Annotated in this window: 17 protein-coding genes; 6 read left to right on the plus strand and 11 right to left on the minus strand. The window is 67.7% G+C overall.

Translation table 11 applies throughout. From position 1 onward, the window contains the following. Nucleotide 1 precedes the first annotated feature (1 nt). Nucleotides 2–424, minus strand: a complete 423-nt coding sequence (locus L5G33_RS06790) for a LysE family translocator (protein WP_236997400.1) — start codon at nt 422–424, stop codon at nt 2–4. A gap of 105 nt (nt 425–529) precedes the next feature. Here L5G33_RS06790 and L5G33_RS06795 point away from each other — a divergent pair, with 105 nt between their 5' ends. Continuing rightward, the gene (locus L5G33_RS06795) at nt 530–982 is read left to right on the plus strand and encodes an Lrp/AsnC family transcriptional regulator (RefSeq protein WP_236997401.1); all 453 of its coding nucleotides are present in this window, start codon (nt 530–532) and stop codon (nt 980–982) included. 13 nt (nt 983–995) lie between these two features. On the opposite strand, the gene truB is transcribed toward L5G33_RS06795, so the two are convergent. Genes truB through L5G33_RS06810 form a run of 3 tightly spaced genes read right to left on the minus strand, consistent with a single transcriptional unit; the run spans nt 996 to nt 3,578 of the window. Then, complete coding sequence (gene truB / locus L5G33_RS06800; protein ID WP_236997402.1) at nt 996–1,895, minus strand: tRNA pseudouridine(55) synthase TruB; 900 nt, start codon at nt 1,893–1,895, stop codon at nt 996–998. Between the two features lies 1 nt (nt 1,896). Beyond that, a complete protein-coding gene (locus L5G33_RS06805; RefSeq protein WP_236997403.1) occupies nt 1,897–2,586 on the minus strand; it encodes a 4'-phosphopantetheinyl transferase family protein in 690 nt (229 codons plus the stop codon). Nucleotides 2,587–2,612: 26 nt separating this feature from the next. Further along, complete coding sequence (locus tag L5G33_RS06810; protein ID WP_236997404.1) at nt 2,613–3,578, minus strand: metallophosphoesterase family protein; 966 nt, start codon at nt 3,576–3,578, stop codon at nt 2,613–2,615. 58 nt (nt 3,579–3,636) lie between these two features. On the opposite strand from L5G33_RS06810, the gene L5G33_RS06815 reads away from it, so the two are divergent. The 3 genes from L5G33_RS06815 (at nt 3,637) to L5G33_RS06825 (ending at nt 5,888) form a co-directional block, all read left to right on the plus strand. Continuing rightward, entirely contained in the window at nt 3,637–4,047 is a 411-nt protein-coding gene (locus L5G33_RS06815; protein ID WP_236997405.1) for an NUDIX hydrolase, read from the plus strand. A gap of 35 nt (nt 4,048–4,082) precedes the next feature. Continuing rightward, nucleotides 4,083–4,613 carry a hypothetical protein gene (locus tag L5G33_RS06820; RefSeq protein WP_236997406.1) on the plus strand — a complete coding sequence of 177 codons (531 nt, stop codon included), beginning with the start codon at nt 4,083–4,085 and terminating at the stop codon, nt 4,611–4,613. A gap of 90 nt (nt 4,614–4,703) precedes the next feature. Then, a complete protein-coding gene (locus L5G33_RS06825) occupies nt 4,704–5,888 on the plus strand; it encodes an NAD(P)/FAD-dependent oxidoreductase (protein WP_236997407.1) in 1,185 nt (394 codons plus the stop codon). A 3-nt stretch (nt 5,889–5,891) separates the two neighbouring features. Here the strand turns inward: L5G33_RS06825 and L5G33_RS06830 are convergent, their stop codons facing one another. From L5G33_RS06830 to rimP, 7 genes are all read right to left on the minus strand, one after another. Beyond that, complete coding sequence (locus tag L5G33_RS06830) at nt 5,892–7,166, minus strand: MATE family efflux transporter (RefSeq protein ID WP_308191543.1); 1,275 nt, start codon at nt 7,164–7,166, stop codon at nt 5,892–5,894. A gap of 6 nt (nt 7,167–7,172) precedes the next feature. Then, on the minus strand, nt 7,173–8,129 hold the full coding sequence (locus tag L5G33_RS06835) for a DHH family phosphoesterase (RefSeq protein ID WP_236997408.1): 957 nt from the start codon (nt 8,127–8,129) through the stop codon (nt 7,173–7,175). After that, the gene (gene rbfA, locus L5G33_RS06840; RefSeq protein ID WP_236997409.1) at nt 8,126–8,653 is read right to left on the minus strand and encodes a 30S ribosome-binding factor RbfA; all 528 of its coding nucleotides are present in this window, start codon (nt 8,651–8,653) and stop codon (nt 8,126–8,128) included. The genes L5G33_RS06835 and rbfA overlap by 4 nt, the downstream gene beginning before the upstream one ends. Before the next feature lie 76 nt (nt 8,654–8,729). Then, nucleotides 8,730–11,603: a translation initiation factor IF-2 gene (infB, locus tag L5G33_RS06845; RefSeq protein ID WP_236997410.1), complete on the minus strand. Its 2,874-nt coding sequence runs from the start codon at nt 11,601–11,603 to the stop codon at nt 8,730–8,732. Between the two features lie 120 nt (nt 11,604–11,723). After that, nucleotides 11,724–12,020 carry a YlxR family protein gene (locus tag L5G33_RS06850; RefSeq protein ID WP_236997411.1) on the minus strand — a complete coding sequence of 99 codons (297 nt, stop codon included), beginning with the start codon at nt 12,018–12,020 and terminating at the stop codon, nt 11,724–11,726. A 3-nt stretch (nt 12,021–12,023) separates the two neighbouring features. Beyond that, nucleotides 12,024–13,112, minus strand: a complete 1,089-nt coding sequence (nusA, locus tag L5G33_RS06855) for a transcription termination factor NusA (RefSeq protein ID WP_236997412.1) — start codon at nt 13,110–13,112, stop codon at nt 12,024–12,026. Nucleotides 13,113–13,214: 102 nt separating this feature from the next. Continuing rightward, complete coding sequence (rimP, locus tag L5G33_RS06860) at nt 13,215–13,784, minus strand: ribosome maturation factor RimP (RefSeq protein ID WP_236997413.1); 570 nt, start codon at nt 13,782–13,784, stop codon at nt 13,215–13,217. A 194-nt stretch (nt 13,785–13,978) separates the two neighbouring features. Between rimP and L5G33_RS06865 the strand changes: the two genes are divergently transcribed. Beyond that, a complete protein-coding gene (locus L5G33_RS06865) occupies nt 13,979–14,464 on the plus strand; it encodes a ferritin family protein (RefSeq protein ID WP_236997414.1) in 486 nt (161 codons plus the stop codon). Then, complete coding sequence (locus tag L5G33_RS06870) at nt 14,461–14,889, plus strand: ferritin-like domain-containing protein (protein WP_236997415.1); 429 nt, start codon at nt 14,461–14,463, stop codon at nt 14,887–14,889. The genes L5G33_RS06865 and L5G33_RS06870 overlap by 4 nt, the downstream gene beginning before the upstream one ends. The last annotated feature ends 24 nt before the right edge of the window (nt 14,890–14,913 follow it).

Genomic DNA, 14,913 nt, shown 5'->3' on the forward strand with positions numbered 1-14,913 from the left:
GCTAGACGACCGCTTGTTCGACTACCAGCACGATGGCGACGATCATCATGACGACGCCCGAAACGCGCCCCACAGTTCGCGCGAGGGCCGGACGGGCGCGCAGCGCTCTCCCGGCACCACCGGCGACGGCGGAGTAGACGACCGCGGTGCTCGCGACGTGGACCACGCCGAGACACACGATCTGCACGCCGATCGGCCACGGCGACGACGCCGACGTAAACTGCGGCAAGAGTGCGACGAACAGAAGGAGAACCTTCGGATTGAGGGCACTCACTCCGAAGCCGGTGCGCGCATGCGACTTCCATGAGGCACCACTCGCCGCTGCGACAGCGACCTCCGGGGCGGGCGGATCGCGCAGCGCGCCCCAGCCCAGCCACCCGACGTAACAGGCGCACGCGACCGTCCCTGCCTGCACCCGGATCACCTACCCTCATCAGCCAAAACACTGATTGAAATTCTATGAGAATGATGGTGGGATTACTTCCCTATCTTTCTACGATGTACCGTCCAATGGGGTAGATTCTGTGTCATGGACGCCATCGATAAGAAGATTCTTTCTCTCCTTCAAGAGGATGGGCGGATCTCTGTCACCGATCTGGCCGACCGTGTCGGCTTGAGCATCTCGCCGTGTCACCGCCGCCTCAAGGCCTTGGAGTCGGGTGGAGCCGTCCTCGGGTACCACGCGCAACTCGACCCGGCAGAGCTCGGATTCGCGTTCGAGGCCCTCGTCTTCGTCACGATGGAGGCAGCGACCCGCGATGCGCTCGTCGCGTTCGAGGACGCGGTTGTCGCGGTTCCGCACATCCTGCACGCCCAGCGGCTGTTCGGCGTACCGGACTATCTACTGCGTGTGGTCGCGAAGGACCAGTCCGACTATCAGGAGTTGTACGACGCACGCCTGTCATCGCTCCCCGGCGTCCAGAAGCTGACGTCGACGCTCGTCATGAAGTCTGTCGTCGACGCGCGCGCACTCCCGCTATAGGGGCACCGGATTCTCAGCGCAGGTTGGCTGGCCGCACCACCATGACCGAGCTAGCGCGCCGCCCCTTCTCCTGGACCAGCGCGATAGCCTGCCCGGACGGGTCGACGACGGTGTAGACGCCCTTGTGGCCGATCGGCTCGAGCCAGCGTCCCTGGCTGATCGATTCGGCTTCGTCGTCGGAGATGTCGCGCAGCGGGAAGCAGAGCTTCGCAGCGTCGTCGATGCCCATGCTGAGGCCGGGCTGTGCGGTGACCGCGTCCATCGTGCGGGCGCGTTCGAGGGTGAACGGCCCGACGGCGGTTCGGCGCAGCGCAGTGAGATGCCCGCCGACACCGAGTCCGGCCCCGAGATCGCGTGCGAGAGAGCGAACGTAGGTACCCGACGAACAGTCGACTTCGACGTCGAGGTCAATGAATCCGTCGGTGTGTCGGGTGTCGAGTACGTCGAAGCGAGACACCGTCACCCTCCGCGCGGCGAGTTCGAACTCCTCACCGGTCCGGGCCAACGCGTGCGCGCGTTTGCCGTCGACCTTGATGGCGCTGACGCGTGCAGGCACCTGATCGATCTCTCCGGTCAGCTCGGCGACTCCGGCCGCGATCTGGTCGTCGGTCACCGCGGACGTGTCGAACGTGCCGATCGGGGCGCCTTCGGCGTCGTCGGTGTCGGTTGACTGTCCGAGCCGGATGGTCGCCGTGTACGACTTCGTCGTCAACGACAGCAGGCCGAGAAGTTTGGTCGCACGTTCGATGCCGAGCACGAGGACCCCGGTGGCCATCGGGTCGAGCGTGCCGGCGTGGCCGACGCGGCGAGTCCCGAAAGCCTTGCGCGACTTGGCGACCATGTCGTGGCTGGTGACGCCTGCCGCCTTGTCGAGGACGAGGAGCCCGGCGTTCTCGATGGACAGATCAGCCATGTCAGGTCAGCGCAATCGTGGTCAGGATCAGGCCGTCGGCGACGGCCCAGCGGCCGGGCAGTGTGAGCAGCGGCGCACCCCCGTCGATCGTCGTGCCGTCGACCAGGATGGTCGAGGTGAAAGTGCCGGTGATCGGGCCATCGGCACTGATCGGGTTACCGGTACCGGCCGGATCGCGGTCGAACACGATGTGCGCGTCCTCGAAGCCCAGCCAGCGGTGCGTGATCGGGAACCACGCCTTGTAGGTGGCCTCCTTTGCGCAGAACAGGAGACGATCCCATGCGATCGCATCGTCACGAGTCGCGAGGACATCACGTTCGGCCTGCACCGAGGTGTGGTCGAGCACACCGTCGGGCAGCGCGAGGTGTGGTTCGGCGTCGATGCCGAGCGACCGCACCTGCATCGAGTAGGCGGCGACGGCTGCGCGGTACCCGTCACAGTGCGTCATGCTGCCGACAACCTGGCCGGGCCACAACGGCATGCCCCGTTCGCCACGCAGGATGGGCGCCGGGTCGAAACCCAACTGGGCCAACGCTTGCCGGGCACAATGGCGCGCCGTGATGAACTCACGGCGACGCTTCTCGACAGCCTTCGCGATCAACGGTTCCTCGGCAGGCATCGCTGTCAGACCGGGCGGGTCGTCGAACGTCTCGGCCGCGCCGACACCGGCTGGCATGAGTCGCGAAATCATGCGGTCAATGGTGCCATGCGCTGGAACTACTCCGATTCGCGGGACGCTCGCCGCGCCCGCCGGTCCTCGATGCTGCGCCGAAACTCGGCTGCACGCTCCTCGTAGTCGGGCGGCACCTCGAATCGAAGCCCCTGATGGGGCACGTCTGCGGGGCGGGTTCCCGGGTCGGGCACGATCTGTCTCAGCAGCGGCTCGGGCAGACCACGCCGCTTCCACTCGCGCGGGTAACCGACCGATACCTCCTCGAACCGGACGTCGTCGTACCAGGTGGTCCGCGGAATGTGCAGATGTCCGTAGACGCTGCACATCGCGTTGAAGCGGGTGTGCCAGTCCGCGGTGAGCTCGCTGCCGCACCACAGCGCGAACTCCGGGTACATGAGCACGTCGCAGGGTTCGCGCCGCAACGGCCAATGGTTGATCAGGACCGTCTCCTCCGCCGGGTCGAGCGCTTCGAGACGTCGGAGCGTCTGCGCGACGCGGTCGCGGCCCCACGCGTCGCGTGTGCCGAACGGCTCCGGCGACAGCAGGAACTCGTCGGTTGCGACCACGTTTCGGTCGCGGGCGACGGCCAAGGCCTGGAGCGCCGTCGTGGTCCCTTCCGGTCGGAACGTGTAGTCGTACAGCAGGAACATGGGGACTACGCGCACCGGACCACTCCCGTCGCGCGGGTCGAACAGCGGGTAGATGTCCTCGGGGGTGACGACGCCGATCTCCCGACACGCCTGGACGAGGTAGTCGTAGCGGGCCACCCCGAAGATCTGCAGCGGGTCCTTCGCCGTCGTGTACAGCTCGTGGTTGCCAGGCACCCAGACGACCGTCTCGAAACGAGCCGCGAGACGGCGGAGGGTGTCGATGATGTCGTCGGTGCGTTCGGCGACGTCGCCGGCCACGATCAGCCAGTCGCCCTCCCCCGTCGGCCGGATCCGGTCGATCATGTCTTCGTTTCCACGATGCGCCACGTGCAGATCGCTGATCGCCCAGAGTGTCGCCATGGCGACCATGCTGCCACGGCGGTACCGATCGGCACGCGCGTGGGATTACGGTGGAGCGATGACACGAGCACTCGCGGCCAGCGCCGTGATCGTCGACGACGTGGGCCGCGTCCTCCTCGTCCAACGTGGCCACGAACCCGAGAAGGGGCGCTGGTCGGTGCCCGGCGGCCACGTCGAAGACGGCGAGACATTCGCTGAGGCGGCGCGCCGAGAAGTGCTCGAAGAGACCGGCCTGCACGTGGAAATCGGCGTCGAGCTGTGGGCCGTCGAAGTGCCGTACGGCGAGTTCGGCGTATTCGAGATTCACGACTTCGCGGCGACTGTCCTCGGCGGAACGCTGCACGCCGGGGACGATGCGGACGCAGTCCGGTGGTGCACCGACGACGAGCTGGACTCGCTGCCCCTCACGCGGGGGTTGGCCGGCCACCTCCGTCGAGCAGGCGTGATGTCTCGCCAGTCTCCCGTCTGAACGACGCGGCCACCGCCGCGGCCTATGCTCACGCTGTGAGCGCACTTCTACGGGCCGCGTCCGGTACGGCCGTCCTCGCCGTGTCCAGCTGCATCCCAGCGGTCATGTTCACGATGTCGACGACGCTCGAACCGTGGCTGATCGTCCTCGTGTTGCTCGCGAACGCCGTCGCCTACAGCGCCTTCATCGCCGTGTACGCGAAAGCCGACCGCAAGCGGGCCGCCGCCTACACCGCCCTCGGATCAATGATCATCCCGCTGGCCGTGGCTCTGCTGTCCGGCGACTTCACCATGCCGATCCTGATCGGCTGGCCGTGTACGTATGTCCTCGCGTGGTCGGTCGCACGGGGGCGCAGTATCGGCGTCCTCGGCGTGATCGGGGCCTTCCTCGTCACCGGACTGGGCTACTTCTGCATGTTCGTCTTCATGATCGGCTCCGCGTTGAGCGACGAGCCGATGACGACCACGGTCACCGGAGCCGCCGTCATCAGCAGCGTCACCGCGCTCGCTGCGAACGGCGTCCTGCGCATGGAAGTCGCCGTGCGCGAAGCGATCCGGGCCGCCTGAGATCGCCCTGGCAGACCGCTCTCCGAGCGGGCCGAACAAGGACACGATCGAGCCCTTCTGCCGCACCGAGGCCGGGCGTACGGTGGGGTCATGAGCGACGCACAGGTGATCATCGGTGGAGGATTGGCGGGCGCCAAAGCTGCGGAGGCGCTCCGCGATCAAGGGTACGACGCGGCGATCGTGCTGATCGCCGAGGAGCAGCATCTCCCCTACGAGCGACCACCGCTCTCGAAGGGATACCTCGCGGGCAGCGACGAGCGCGCGGACGCGTTCACCTTCGACGCGGACTGGTACGTGGCCCACGACATCGACGTCCGCATCGGTGTCCGCGCCGTTCGTATCGACCGCGACGCGCACGAGGTACATCTCGACGACGGAACACCCGTCGCGTACTCGAAGCTATTGCTGGCGACCGGTTCGTCGTCGCGACGCATGGACGGCGCCGACGGAGCGCTCTATCTGCGGAGCATCGACCAGTCCGAGCAGATCCACGACGCCATCGGCCCGGGGCGGCACCTCGTCGTAGTCGGCGGCGGTTGGATAGGCCTGGAAGTCGCCGCCACCGCACGCCAGTCGGGCAGCGACGTCACGCTGATAGAACCCCAGGAGCAGCCGTTGGAGAAGATCCTCGGCTCGCGGATCGGACGTGTGTTCGCCGACCTGCACCGCGAGCACGGGGTCGACCTCCGACTCGGCGTGGGCGTCGACACGGTGGCGCCCCGATCGGTCACGACCGGCGACGGAGATCAGATTCCCGCCGACGCTGTCCTCGTCGGCATCGGCGCCGTCCCGAACGTCGACCTCGCCCGCGACGCCGGACTGGATGTCTCCAACGGCGTCGACGTGAACGCGCGCCTGCAGACCAGCGACCCCGACATCTATGCGGTCGGCGACATCGCCAACCACGATCACCCGTCGCTCGGGCGTCTGCGCGTGGAGCACTGGGCGAACGCCCAGAATCAGCCAGCGGTCGCGGTCGCGAACATGCTCGGCGGTACACAGGTCTATGACCGTCTCCCCTACTTCTTCACCGACCAGTACGACCTCGGCATGGAATACCGCGGATACGCGTCGGGCGAGAACGACGTCGTCGTCCGCGGCGACACTGCGACGCGCGAGTTCCTCGCCTTCTGGCTCGCCGACGGCGCCGTCGGCGCAGGCATGAACGTGAACATCTGGGATCAGGGCGACGCCATCGCCGAACTCATCGCATCCGGGAGGACCGTGGACGTCGACAGGCTCGCCGATCCGAACGTCCCCCTCGACGAGGTCTGACCCCTACCGCACCCACGCTCCGGAACGGACCCGCCAGGCGACGGCTCCGAGCCGCGTGAGCATGAAGAGCAGCAGGCCCGTCCAGATTCCGGCAAGCCCCCAGTCGAAGACGAGGGACAGCCAGATCATCGGGAAGAACGCGCACAGCGCGCCGGCGAGCGTCGCGGTCCGCAGGAACGCGGCGTCTCCGCTGCCGAGCAGGACGCCGTCCAGCGCGAACACGACTCCGGCAACCGGCAGCATCGCGACGAAGAACCACCACGGGGTGGTGATCGCGTCGAGGACCGCGGCGTCCGAACTGAAGATCTTCGGCAGCACCCCTGCGCCGGCCGCCAGCATCGCGGCGAGCACCGCAGACACCGCGAGCGACGTCCCGGTGACGCTGCGGGCAGTACGTCGAGCGACATCGAAAGTCTTGGCGCCCAACGCCGCGCCGACGAGTTGCTGCGCGGCGATCGCGAGGGAGTCGAGCAGCAGCGACGTGAACTCCCACAATTGCAACACGACCTGATGCGCGGCCACCTGCGCGACGCCGAAGCGGGCGGCGACCGCGGCGGCCGACACGAAACAGATCTGGAATGACAGACTCCGCACAATGAGATCGCGGCCCATCCGCACCTGCGCGGCGATCACCGAACGATCCGGGGCGAGACCGGCGGGCGCTGCACGGACCAACCGTGTACCGAAGAGCACACCGGTGATCGACTGCCCGACGAGATTGGCTACCGCACTGCCGTTGAGTCCCAGACGAGGCAGACCGGCCACCCCGTGTACCAACCCGACGCACAGCACAGCGCCGACAGCGAGGCCGCCCACCACGTAGTAGACGGGTCGACGCGTGTCCTGAACGCCGCGCATCCATCCGTTGCCCGCCATCGCGACGAGAATCAACGGCACACCGAACACTGCGATCCGCAACCATCCCGCAGCGTCTGCTGCGACCGTCTCGTCGGGGACGAGAGCACCGGTCACCCACGGTGCTGCCAGCCAGCCGACCACCACAATCACGGCGCCGACACCGAGCGCGATCCAGGTCGCCTGCACGCCCTCGACGATCGCGCGATCACGGTCGCCGCTGCCGTACGCGCGCGCAGACCGCGCCGTCGTCCCGTACGACAGGAACGTCAACTGGGTGCTGATGACCGACAGGACGAGCGTCGCGACCGCCAACGCGGCGAGCTCGGCGGCGCCGAGGCGACCGACGACCGCGAGGTCGAGCATGAGGTAGAGCGGCGGCGCGACGAGCACGACGAGCGCCGATGCGGCGAGCCGGAGCACGAGTGCCTACAGTTGAGCGCGCAACCGGGCGATGACGTCGGCCGCCGTCCCCGAATCGGAGTATCCAGCGGCGCGGGTGTGCCCACCGCCACCGAGAGCACGCGCCACCGGAACGAGGTCGACGGACGTCTTGCTGCGCAGCGACACCGTCCACTCGCCCGGCGTCGCCTCCTTGAAGACTGCCGCCACTTCGGCTTCGCGCGCAGTCCGGACGACGTCGATGACGCTCTCCGAATCGTCCCATGCGAGTCCGGCCATCTCATCGGCGGTGACCGTCGCGTACACCAGACCTCGACCGTCGCACGCCTGCTCGTCGAGCACGGACGTGCCCAGAACGGTAGAGACCATCTGCAGCCACGAGTACGGGTGCGAGTCGAGCAGCGCACGACTCCACTGCGCCGCGTCGACCCCCGATTCGAGGAGTCGGGCCGCGACGTGGAACGACGCCGGCCGCGCCCACTTGAATGAACCCGTGTCGGTGACCAGACCCGCATACAGGCAGGTCGCGATGTCGGCCGTCAGATCGACGCCGAGCTCGTCCAACACCTGCAGCACCAGCACCGCCGTGCAATCCGACTCGGGGTCGATGAAATCAAGATCACCGAATCCCGCATTCGACACGTGGTGATCGATGCAGACTCGGGTGTCCGCCGCCGTGAACACGTCCTCGTACGCGCCCAGACGACTGACCGTCGCCGCATCGACCGCGACCGCGACCTCGCCCGGCGAGGGAGGGGTCAACGGCGCGATGAGGTCGGCGCCGGGCAGCTCGTGCAGCACACCGGGCAACGTCTCCGGACCGGAGAACCCGCACCGTACAGCGACGCCGAGGGACCTCAGTCCGAGGCCGAGCCCCAGCGCACTGCCGATCGTGTCGGGGTCGGGTCGGACGTGACTGATAATCACGACCGAAGCCCGGTCACGTAGCGCGTCTGCTATCTGTGCTGCGGACGCCCGCGTCACCCGCGTCGGTCCTCACCGGACGAGCGTTCGTCCCCAGTAAGACCCACAGCGGGGTCATGGGGCTCATCGGGTTCGGAATCATCGGCTTCGGAATCGCCGTCATGCCGATAGGGGTCGCTGTCGCCCGCAGGCTTCGCTTCCTCTGCGGCCCGCGCCACCATCTCGTCCTGTGCGCGCGCACGAGCCAACAGCTCGTCCATCGCGCGTGTCGCGTCCGGCACCGTGTCCAATTCGAACCGGAGGCTCGGAGTGAACCGGACGCCGGTTCCTGCGCCGACCTTGGAACGCAGCGCCCCGGTGGCGGCGGCCAGGCCGGCCGCCGCCCCCACGACGTCTGGTTCGGCGTCGACCGATTCGCCCATCACCGTGTAGAAAACCGTCGCATCGTGCAGATCCCCGGTCACCCGACAATCCGTGATCGTCACGTGGGCCAGGCGGGGATCTTTGATCTCCGACCCGATAGCGCTCGCCACTATGGTGGTGATCCGCTTCGCGAGCCGCGCGGCTCGTGCATGATCGACCATCAGTCTCGTGCCTTCTCCACCGTCTCGTAGCTCTTGATGACGACGTCGACTGCGTTGAACTCCTGCGACGCCGTCATCAATCCCTCGCCTTCTCGACCATTTCGTAGGTCTCGATGACGTCGTCGACCTTGATGTCGCCGTAGGTGAGCGTCAGACCGCACTCGAAGCCTTCGCGGACCTCGGTGACATCGTCCTTCTCACGACGCAGCGACGACACGGTCAGGTTCTCGGCGACCACGGTGTTGTCACGCAGCAGACGCGCCTTGGCGTTGCGACGGACCACACCCGACTGCACCATGCAGCCTGCGATGTTGCCGACCTTGGACGACTTGAAGATCGCGCGGATCTCGGTGCGACCCAACTCGACTTCTTCGTAGATCGGTTTGAGCATGCCCTTGAGCGCTGCTTCGATCTCCTCGATCGCCCGATAGATCACCGAGTAGTAGCGGATCTCGACGCCTTCGCGGTTCGCCAACTCCGTCGCCTTGCCTTCAGCACGGACGTTGAAGCCGATGATGATCGCGTCGGACGCGGCAGCGAGGTTGACGTTGGTCTCCGTGACGCCACCGACACCGCGGTCGATGATGCGCAACGACACCTCGTCGTCGATCTCGATGCCCAGGAGCGCCTCTTCGAGGGCCTCGACGGTACCCGAGTTGTCGCCCTTGAGGATCAGGTTGAGCTGGCTGGTCTCCTTGAGAGCCGAGTCCAGGTCTTCCAGGCTGATCCGCTTGCGGCTGCGTGCGGCCAGCGCATTGCGCTTGCGCGCATTACGACGGTCCGCGATCTGACGCGCGGTCCGATCCTCTTCGACGACCAGCAAGTTGTCGCCTGCGCCCGGGACGGACGTGAAGCCGACCACCTGCACCGGACGGGACGGCAGCGCTTCCGCGACATCCTCGCCGTGCTCGTCGACCATGCGACGGACGCGACCGTAGGCGTCGCCCGCGACGATCGAGTCACCGACCCGCAGGGTGCCGCGCTGGATGAGCACCGTCGCCACCGGACCCCGACCGCGGTCGAGGTGCGCTTCGATGGCCACACCCTGTGCGTCCATGTCGGGGTTGGCACGCAGATCGAGCGATGCGTCGGCCGTCAATAGGACGGCTTCGAGCAGTGCGTCGATGTTCTCGCCCTGCTTCGCCGAGATATCGACGAACATCGTCTCGCCGCCGTATTCCTCGGGGATCAGACCGTACTCGGTGAGCTGGCCGCGGATCTTCTGCGGGTCAGCGCCTTCCTTGTCGATCTTGTTGACCGCCACGACGATCGGCACGTCAGCCGCCTGCGCGTGGTTCACTGCCTCCACCGTCTGCGGCATGACGCCGTCGTCGGCGGCGACCACGAGGATCGCGATGTCGGTCGCCTTGGCGCCACGGGCACGCATGGCGGTGAACGCCTCGTGACCCGGGGTGTCGATGAACGTGATCAGGCGATCGTCACCGTTGAGGTGAGTGTTCACCTGGTACGCACCGATGTGCTGGGTGATGCCGCCGGCCTCCGAACCGCCGACGTTCTCCTTACGGATTGTGTCGAGCAGTCGCGTCTTACCGTGGTCGACGTGACCCATGACGGTCACCACCGGCGGACGCTGCTGGAGATCTTCTTCGTCGCCTTCGTCCTCGCCGTAGGTGAGGTCGAACTTCTCGAGAAGCTCGCGGTCCTCGTCCTCCGGACTGACGACCTGGACGCTGTAGTTCATCTCCGAGCCGAGCAGCTCAAGCGTCTCGTCGTTGACCGACTCGGTCGCCGTCACCATCTCGCCGAGGTTGAACAACGCCTGGACGAGCGCTGCCGGGTTGGCGTCAATCTTCTCCGCGAAGTCCGACAGTGATGCGCCGCGGGCGAGACGGATGGTCTCACCGTTGCCGCGAGGCAGACGGACGCCGCCGACTGCGGGAGCCTGCATCGAGTCGTACTCTTGACGCTTCTGACGCTTCGACTTGCGTCCACGGCGCGGGGCGCCGCCCGGACGCCCGAACGCACCCGCGGCACCGCCACGACCACGGTTGCCGCCACCGGGACGACCGCGGAAACCGCCGCCTGCCGGTGCGCCGCCACCGGGACCGCCACCACCGGGGCCGCCACGGAAACCGCCGCCGCCACCGGGGCGACCGCCGCCGCCACGACCGCCCGGTCGTGCGTCGGGACGAGCCGCGCGCTGCGGCATCGCACCCGGCGACGGGCGGGACGGCATATTGCCGGGGCTAGGACGGGGGCCGCCCTGACCTGCGGGCGGACGGCCGGAGCCTGCGCCCTGCTGGCCGGGACGTCCCGCACCGGGACGACCGCCGCCGGGGCGGGGTCCACCCTGGCCGGGGCCGGGTCGCGGACCCTGCGGGCGGGGCGCCGGCGCGGGCGCCGATGAGAACGGGTTGTTGCCGACACGCGGGGTGCGCGGGCCGGGACGCGGACCCGGGCGGGGTCCGGGAGCCTTCTGACCACCGGGCGCGGGTGCCGATGCGGCGGGAGCCTGCGGGGTCTCCGGCGTCGGAGCCGGAGTGGGTGCGGGCGCCGGAGTCGGGGCCGGCGCGGGCTTCGGTCCGGGACGCGGGCCCGGGGTCGACGCCGACTTCGGCCCCGGAGCGGCCGGAGCCGATGCTTCGGGAGCGGACGGCGCAGCCGGGGCCGGCTTCGGGGCTCCGGGCTTGGGGCCGCCCGGCTTGGCCGCCGACGGCTTGGGGGACGACGGCTTCTGTGAAGCACTCTGGGACGAGTCGTTCTGGGACGACTCTTTCTGGGACGACTCTTTCTGGGACGACGCCTTCTGGACGTCACCTCCGGCGTCGCCGCCGGAGAAAGATTCGCGGAGTCGACGGGCCACGGGGGCCTCGACTGTCGATGACGCGGACTTGACGAACTCGCCTTGTTCCTTCAGACGTTCCAGCACCTTCTTGCTGGGGACGCCGATCTCCTTGGCCAGTTCGTGAACGCGGGCCTTGCCTGCCACTGCTCTCCTCACTTGGAGGTCGAGCGGGCATCCCGCTGCGACCTCAGTTAATTCGGGTCAACGTGCTCATCGTGGAGACTTCACGGTGTGCTCATGTCTTCTGCTACCTGTCCTGATTCCCTACGGAATCGTCTCGGTGATCTCGACGATCAGATCGGCGAGGTCGTCGGGGGCCACGGTGAAACCGCGATCCCGTAGCGCCGGTCCGAATGCCTTGCGCCGCACCGCTGCCGACACGCAGTCGGGGTCGCGATGCAGCCAGGCTCCTCGTCCCGGCAGCGTCCTGCTCACATCTACCACGACGGTCTGCGTACTGTCGGGCGCCGGTCGCACGACTCGAACCAGGGATGATGCGAGATCGCGGCGTCGGCATCCGATGCACGTGCGGACCGGAACGGTCGACGTTAGAGGAGCCATCGATCAGTCTATCTCATCAGCGGGGCTAGTCGATACGTCACCGTCAGCGACGCCGCCATCTGTGACGACTCCCTCACTCACGTCGGCGTCCTCACGCGGACCGCCGTCGCCGGTGTCCGAGCGGATGTCGATTCGCCACCCGGTCAACCGGGCCGCCAGCCGAGCGTTCTGCCCCTCCTTGCCGATGGCCAGCGACAGCTGATAGTCGGGCACGATGACGCGGGCAGCGCTCGTCTCATGGTCGATCACGGTCACCGAGAGCACCTTGGCGGGCGAGAGCGCATTGCCGACGAACACGGCCGGATCGGAGGCGAAGTCGATGATGTCGATCTTCTCGCCGGACAGCTCGCTCATCACGTTGCGCACGCGCTGCCCCATCGGGCCGATGCAGGCGCCCTTCGCATTGAGTCCGTTAACGCCGGTGTGGACCGCGATCTTCGATCGGTGGCCCGCCTCGCGGGCGACCGCGACGATCTCGACGGAGCCGTCGGCGATCTCGGGGACTTCGAGCGAGAACAGCTTGCGGACGAGGTTCGGGTGAGTCCGCGACAGCGTGATCTGCGGTCCGCGCATACCACGGGCGACCCCGACGACATAGCACTTGATCCGGTCACCGTGGTTGTAGCTCTCCCCCGGAACCTGCTCGACGGACGGGATGATTCCTTCGGCGGCGTTCGCGTCGGTGCCGATCTGCACGACGACGATGCCTTTCGAGTTCAGACGCGCGTCGGCCTGCACGACGCCGCCGACGACCTCACCCTCGTGCGCGACGAGATCGCCGTAGGTCTTCTCGTTCTCGGCGTCGCGCAGACGCTGCAGGATCACCTGGCGCGCCGTCGTGGCGGCGATGCGGCCGAAGCCCTCGGGGGTGTCGTCCCACTCGTGGACGACGGCACCGGCCTCGTCGACTTCCTGCGCCATCACGCGGACCGCCCCGGACTTCCGGTTGACGTCGATGCGAGCGTGCTGAGCGAATCCGTCGGTGTGGCGGTATGCAGTGAGCAGGGCCGTCTCGATGGCGGTGATGACCGTGTCGATCGACACGCCCTTGTCCGCCTCGATCAGCCGCAGCGCGTTGATGTCGATGTGCATGGCAGGTGCTCCTATTCGCTTGTCGGTTCCAGTTATGTGTTCGCGATTATGTATTCAGTTATCTGAGTGTTCAGTCGTGATCGGGCTCGGTCGTGATCGGGCTCAGTCGTGATCGGGCGTGGCGGTGTCCGCGGGAGCGCGGCGGCGCGCGATCTCCGTATCGTCGAGCCCGCACGCGCGGAGCTCTGCTTCACCAGGCCGCCGGAAGTCGACGTCCACGACGGCCTTCTCGACGCTGTCGAGGGGCACGCCCACGGTCGTGATCCGCCCCTTGTCGGCGATGACCAGCGTGACCGTGTCACCGTCGAGCGGGCCGATGCGCGCGGCGAGGCTCACAGTGCTGCCGTCGAGCGTGTAGTCGAGTTTCACGGCACGGCCAGCGTTGCGTCGCCAGTGCCGGGGTAGCGTGAGCGGCCGTCCGATCCCCGGCGTGGTGACTTCCAGATCGTAGGGTTGCGCGCCCATGAGGTCGGCCTCTTCGAGCGCCGTGTCGAGTTCGCGGCTGAGCTCGGCGAGCGCGTCCAGGTCGGCGCCACCGTCACGGTCGACGACGACGCGGATGTCGCGACGTCCCGGCGGGGTCAACACCGCGATCTCTTCGAGGTCGTAACCGACCGCGCTGAGGATCGGCTCCACGACGAGCCCGATGGCTTCGGCCTTATCACCGCTCATACGCAATCGTCTCCTCGTTGTGTTCTGGCCGGGTTGTGTTCTTGGCCGGGTCGGCGGCATCGGTGATGTCGTGATTGTCGTCCGTGCCACCCACCGCGCCCGCGGCGCGGCGGTACCGAGTTTACGTGCGACGCGGTGCCCGTTCAGGGCCTGCTGAGTGTAGTCGATTTCCGACCCTGGCAGAATTTGACGACGTGAGCGTCCGTTCAACAGACTTCAGTCCCTCCCGTCGCACCGTGCTGCGCGGCGCCGCCGCCATTCCGATAGCGGTCGCAACCGGTGCCGCGGTGTCCGCGTGCGGGCCGACGACTGACGAGGAACGCGACCTCGCCGACATGCTGGTGACGCATGCGCAGGCCGCGGTCCGCCAGCAGAAGGCCGCGGCGGCGTTGGCGCCCCGCACCACCGAGTACACGGCGGCGTTGACCGTCGTCGCGCAGCAACGAGGCGAGCACGCGCAGGCGTTGCGCGACGAGATCGGCCGGGTCCACTCGTCGTCGGCCGATCAGATCGACGATCCAGGTCCAGCGCTGCCGACGCTCGACGCGCTGCGCGGCGCACTCGCCTCGTCGACGCGTGCGGCGGCCGACGGCGCCGTCCTCGAATCCGACTTCGTCGCGGGTCTCCTCGCGTCGATCTCGGCGTCCTGTAAGACTCTCGCGGAGGTCCAGCTCGCATGACCCAGAACGACGCCCTCACCACAGCGGTCGACGCCGAGTTCGCGGCAATCTTCACCTACGGCCTCACGACCGCGTTCGTGGGATCCGACCAGCGCAACACCGTCGGCGAGTACATCGCCGAGCACCGGGTGCGCCGTGACGAGTTGAACGCCGCACTGGTCTCGGCGGGAGTGGCCGAGCAGGTCCCGGCCGCCGGCTACACGCTCCCGTTCGAGGTGACCGACGACACGACCGCGGTCAAGGCTCTCCTGCAGGCCGAGACGACGTGCGCGAGCACCTACCGTGCGCTCGTCGAGCAGGCCGACGACGGCAAGATCCGGCGGCTCGGGGTGGACGGACTCACCGACACCGCCATGCGGACCACCTTCTGGCGAGGCGTGGCAGGCCTGTCCCCGTCGACCGTCGCGCTTCCGGGCGCACGGTAGTTGGCCCTGAACCGGTTGGCCCCG

Origin of the sequence: Gordonia liuliyuniae (assembly GCF_021738805.1) — a bacterium.
In the GTDB taxonomy this organism is placed as follows: domain Bacteria; phylum Actinomycetota; class Actinomycetes; order Mycobacteriales; family Mycobacteriaceae; genus Gordonia; species Gordonia liuliyuniae.

What these genes read in the sequence shown, in the direction of transcription:
- L5G33_RS06795 (WP_236997401.1), top strand. Translation starts at nt 530, where the DNA reads ATGGACGCCATCGATAAGAAGATTCTTTCTCTCCTTCAAGAGGATGGG.
- truB (WP_236997402.1), bottom strand. Translation starts at nt 1,895, where the DNA reads ATGGCTGATCTGTCCATCGAGAACGCCGGGCTCCTCGTCCTCGACAAG.
- L5G33_RS06805 (WP_236997403.1), bottom strand. Translation starts at nt 2,586, where the DNA reads ATGATTTCGCGACTCATGCCAGCCGGTGTCGGCGCGGCCGAGACGTTC.
- L5G33_RS06810 (WP_236997404.1), bottom strand. Translation starts at nt 3,578, where the DNA reads ATGGCGACACTCTGGGCGATCAGCGATCTGCACGTGGCGCATCGTGGA.
- L5G33_RS06815 (WP_236997405.1), top strand. Translation starts at nt 3,637, where the DNA reads ATGACACGAGCACTCGCGGCCAGCGCCGTGATCGTCGACGACGTGGGC.
- L5G33_RS06825 (WP_236997407.1), top strand. Translation starts at nt 4,704, where the DNA reads ATGAGCGACGCACAGGTGATCATCGGTGGAGGATTGGCGGGCGCCAAA.
- rbfA (WP_236997409.1), bottom strand. Translation starts at nt 8,653, where the DNA reads ATGGTCGATCATGCACGAGCCGCGCGGCTCGCGAAGCGGATCACCACC.
- L5G33_RS06850 (WP_236997411.1), bottom strand. Translation starts at nt 12,020, where the DNA reads ATGGCTCCTCTAACGTCGACCGTTCCGGTCCGCACGTGCATCGGATGC.
- nusA (WP_236997412.1), bottom strand. Translation starts at nt 13,112, where the DNA reads ATGCACATCGACATCAACGCGCTGCGGCTGATCGAGGCGGACAAGGGC.
- rimP (WP_236997413.1), bottom strand. Translation starts at nt 13,784, where the DNA reads ATGAGCGGTGATAAGGCCGAAGCCATCGGGCTCGTCGTGGAGCCGATC.
- L5G33_RS06870 (WP_236997415.1), top strand. Translation starts at nt 14,461, where the DNA reads ATGACCCAGAACGACGCCCTCACCACAGCGGTCGACGCCGAGTTCGCG.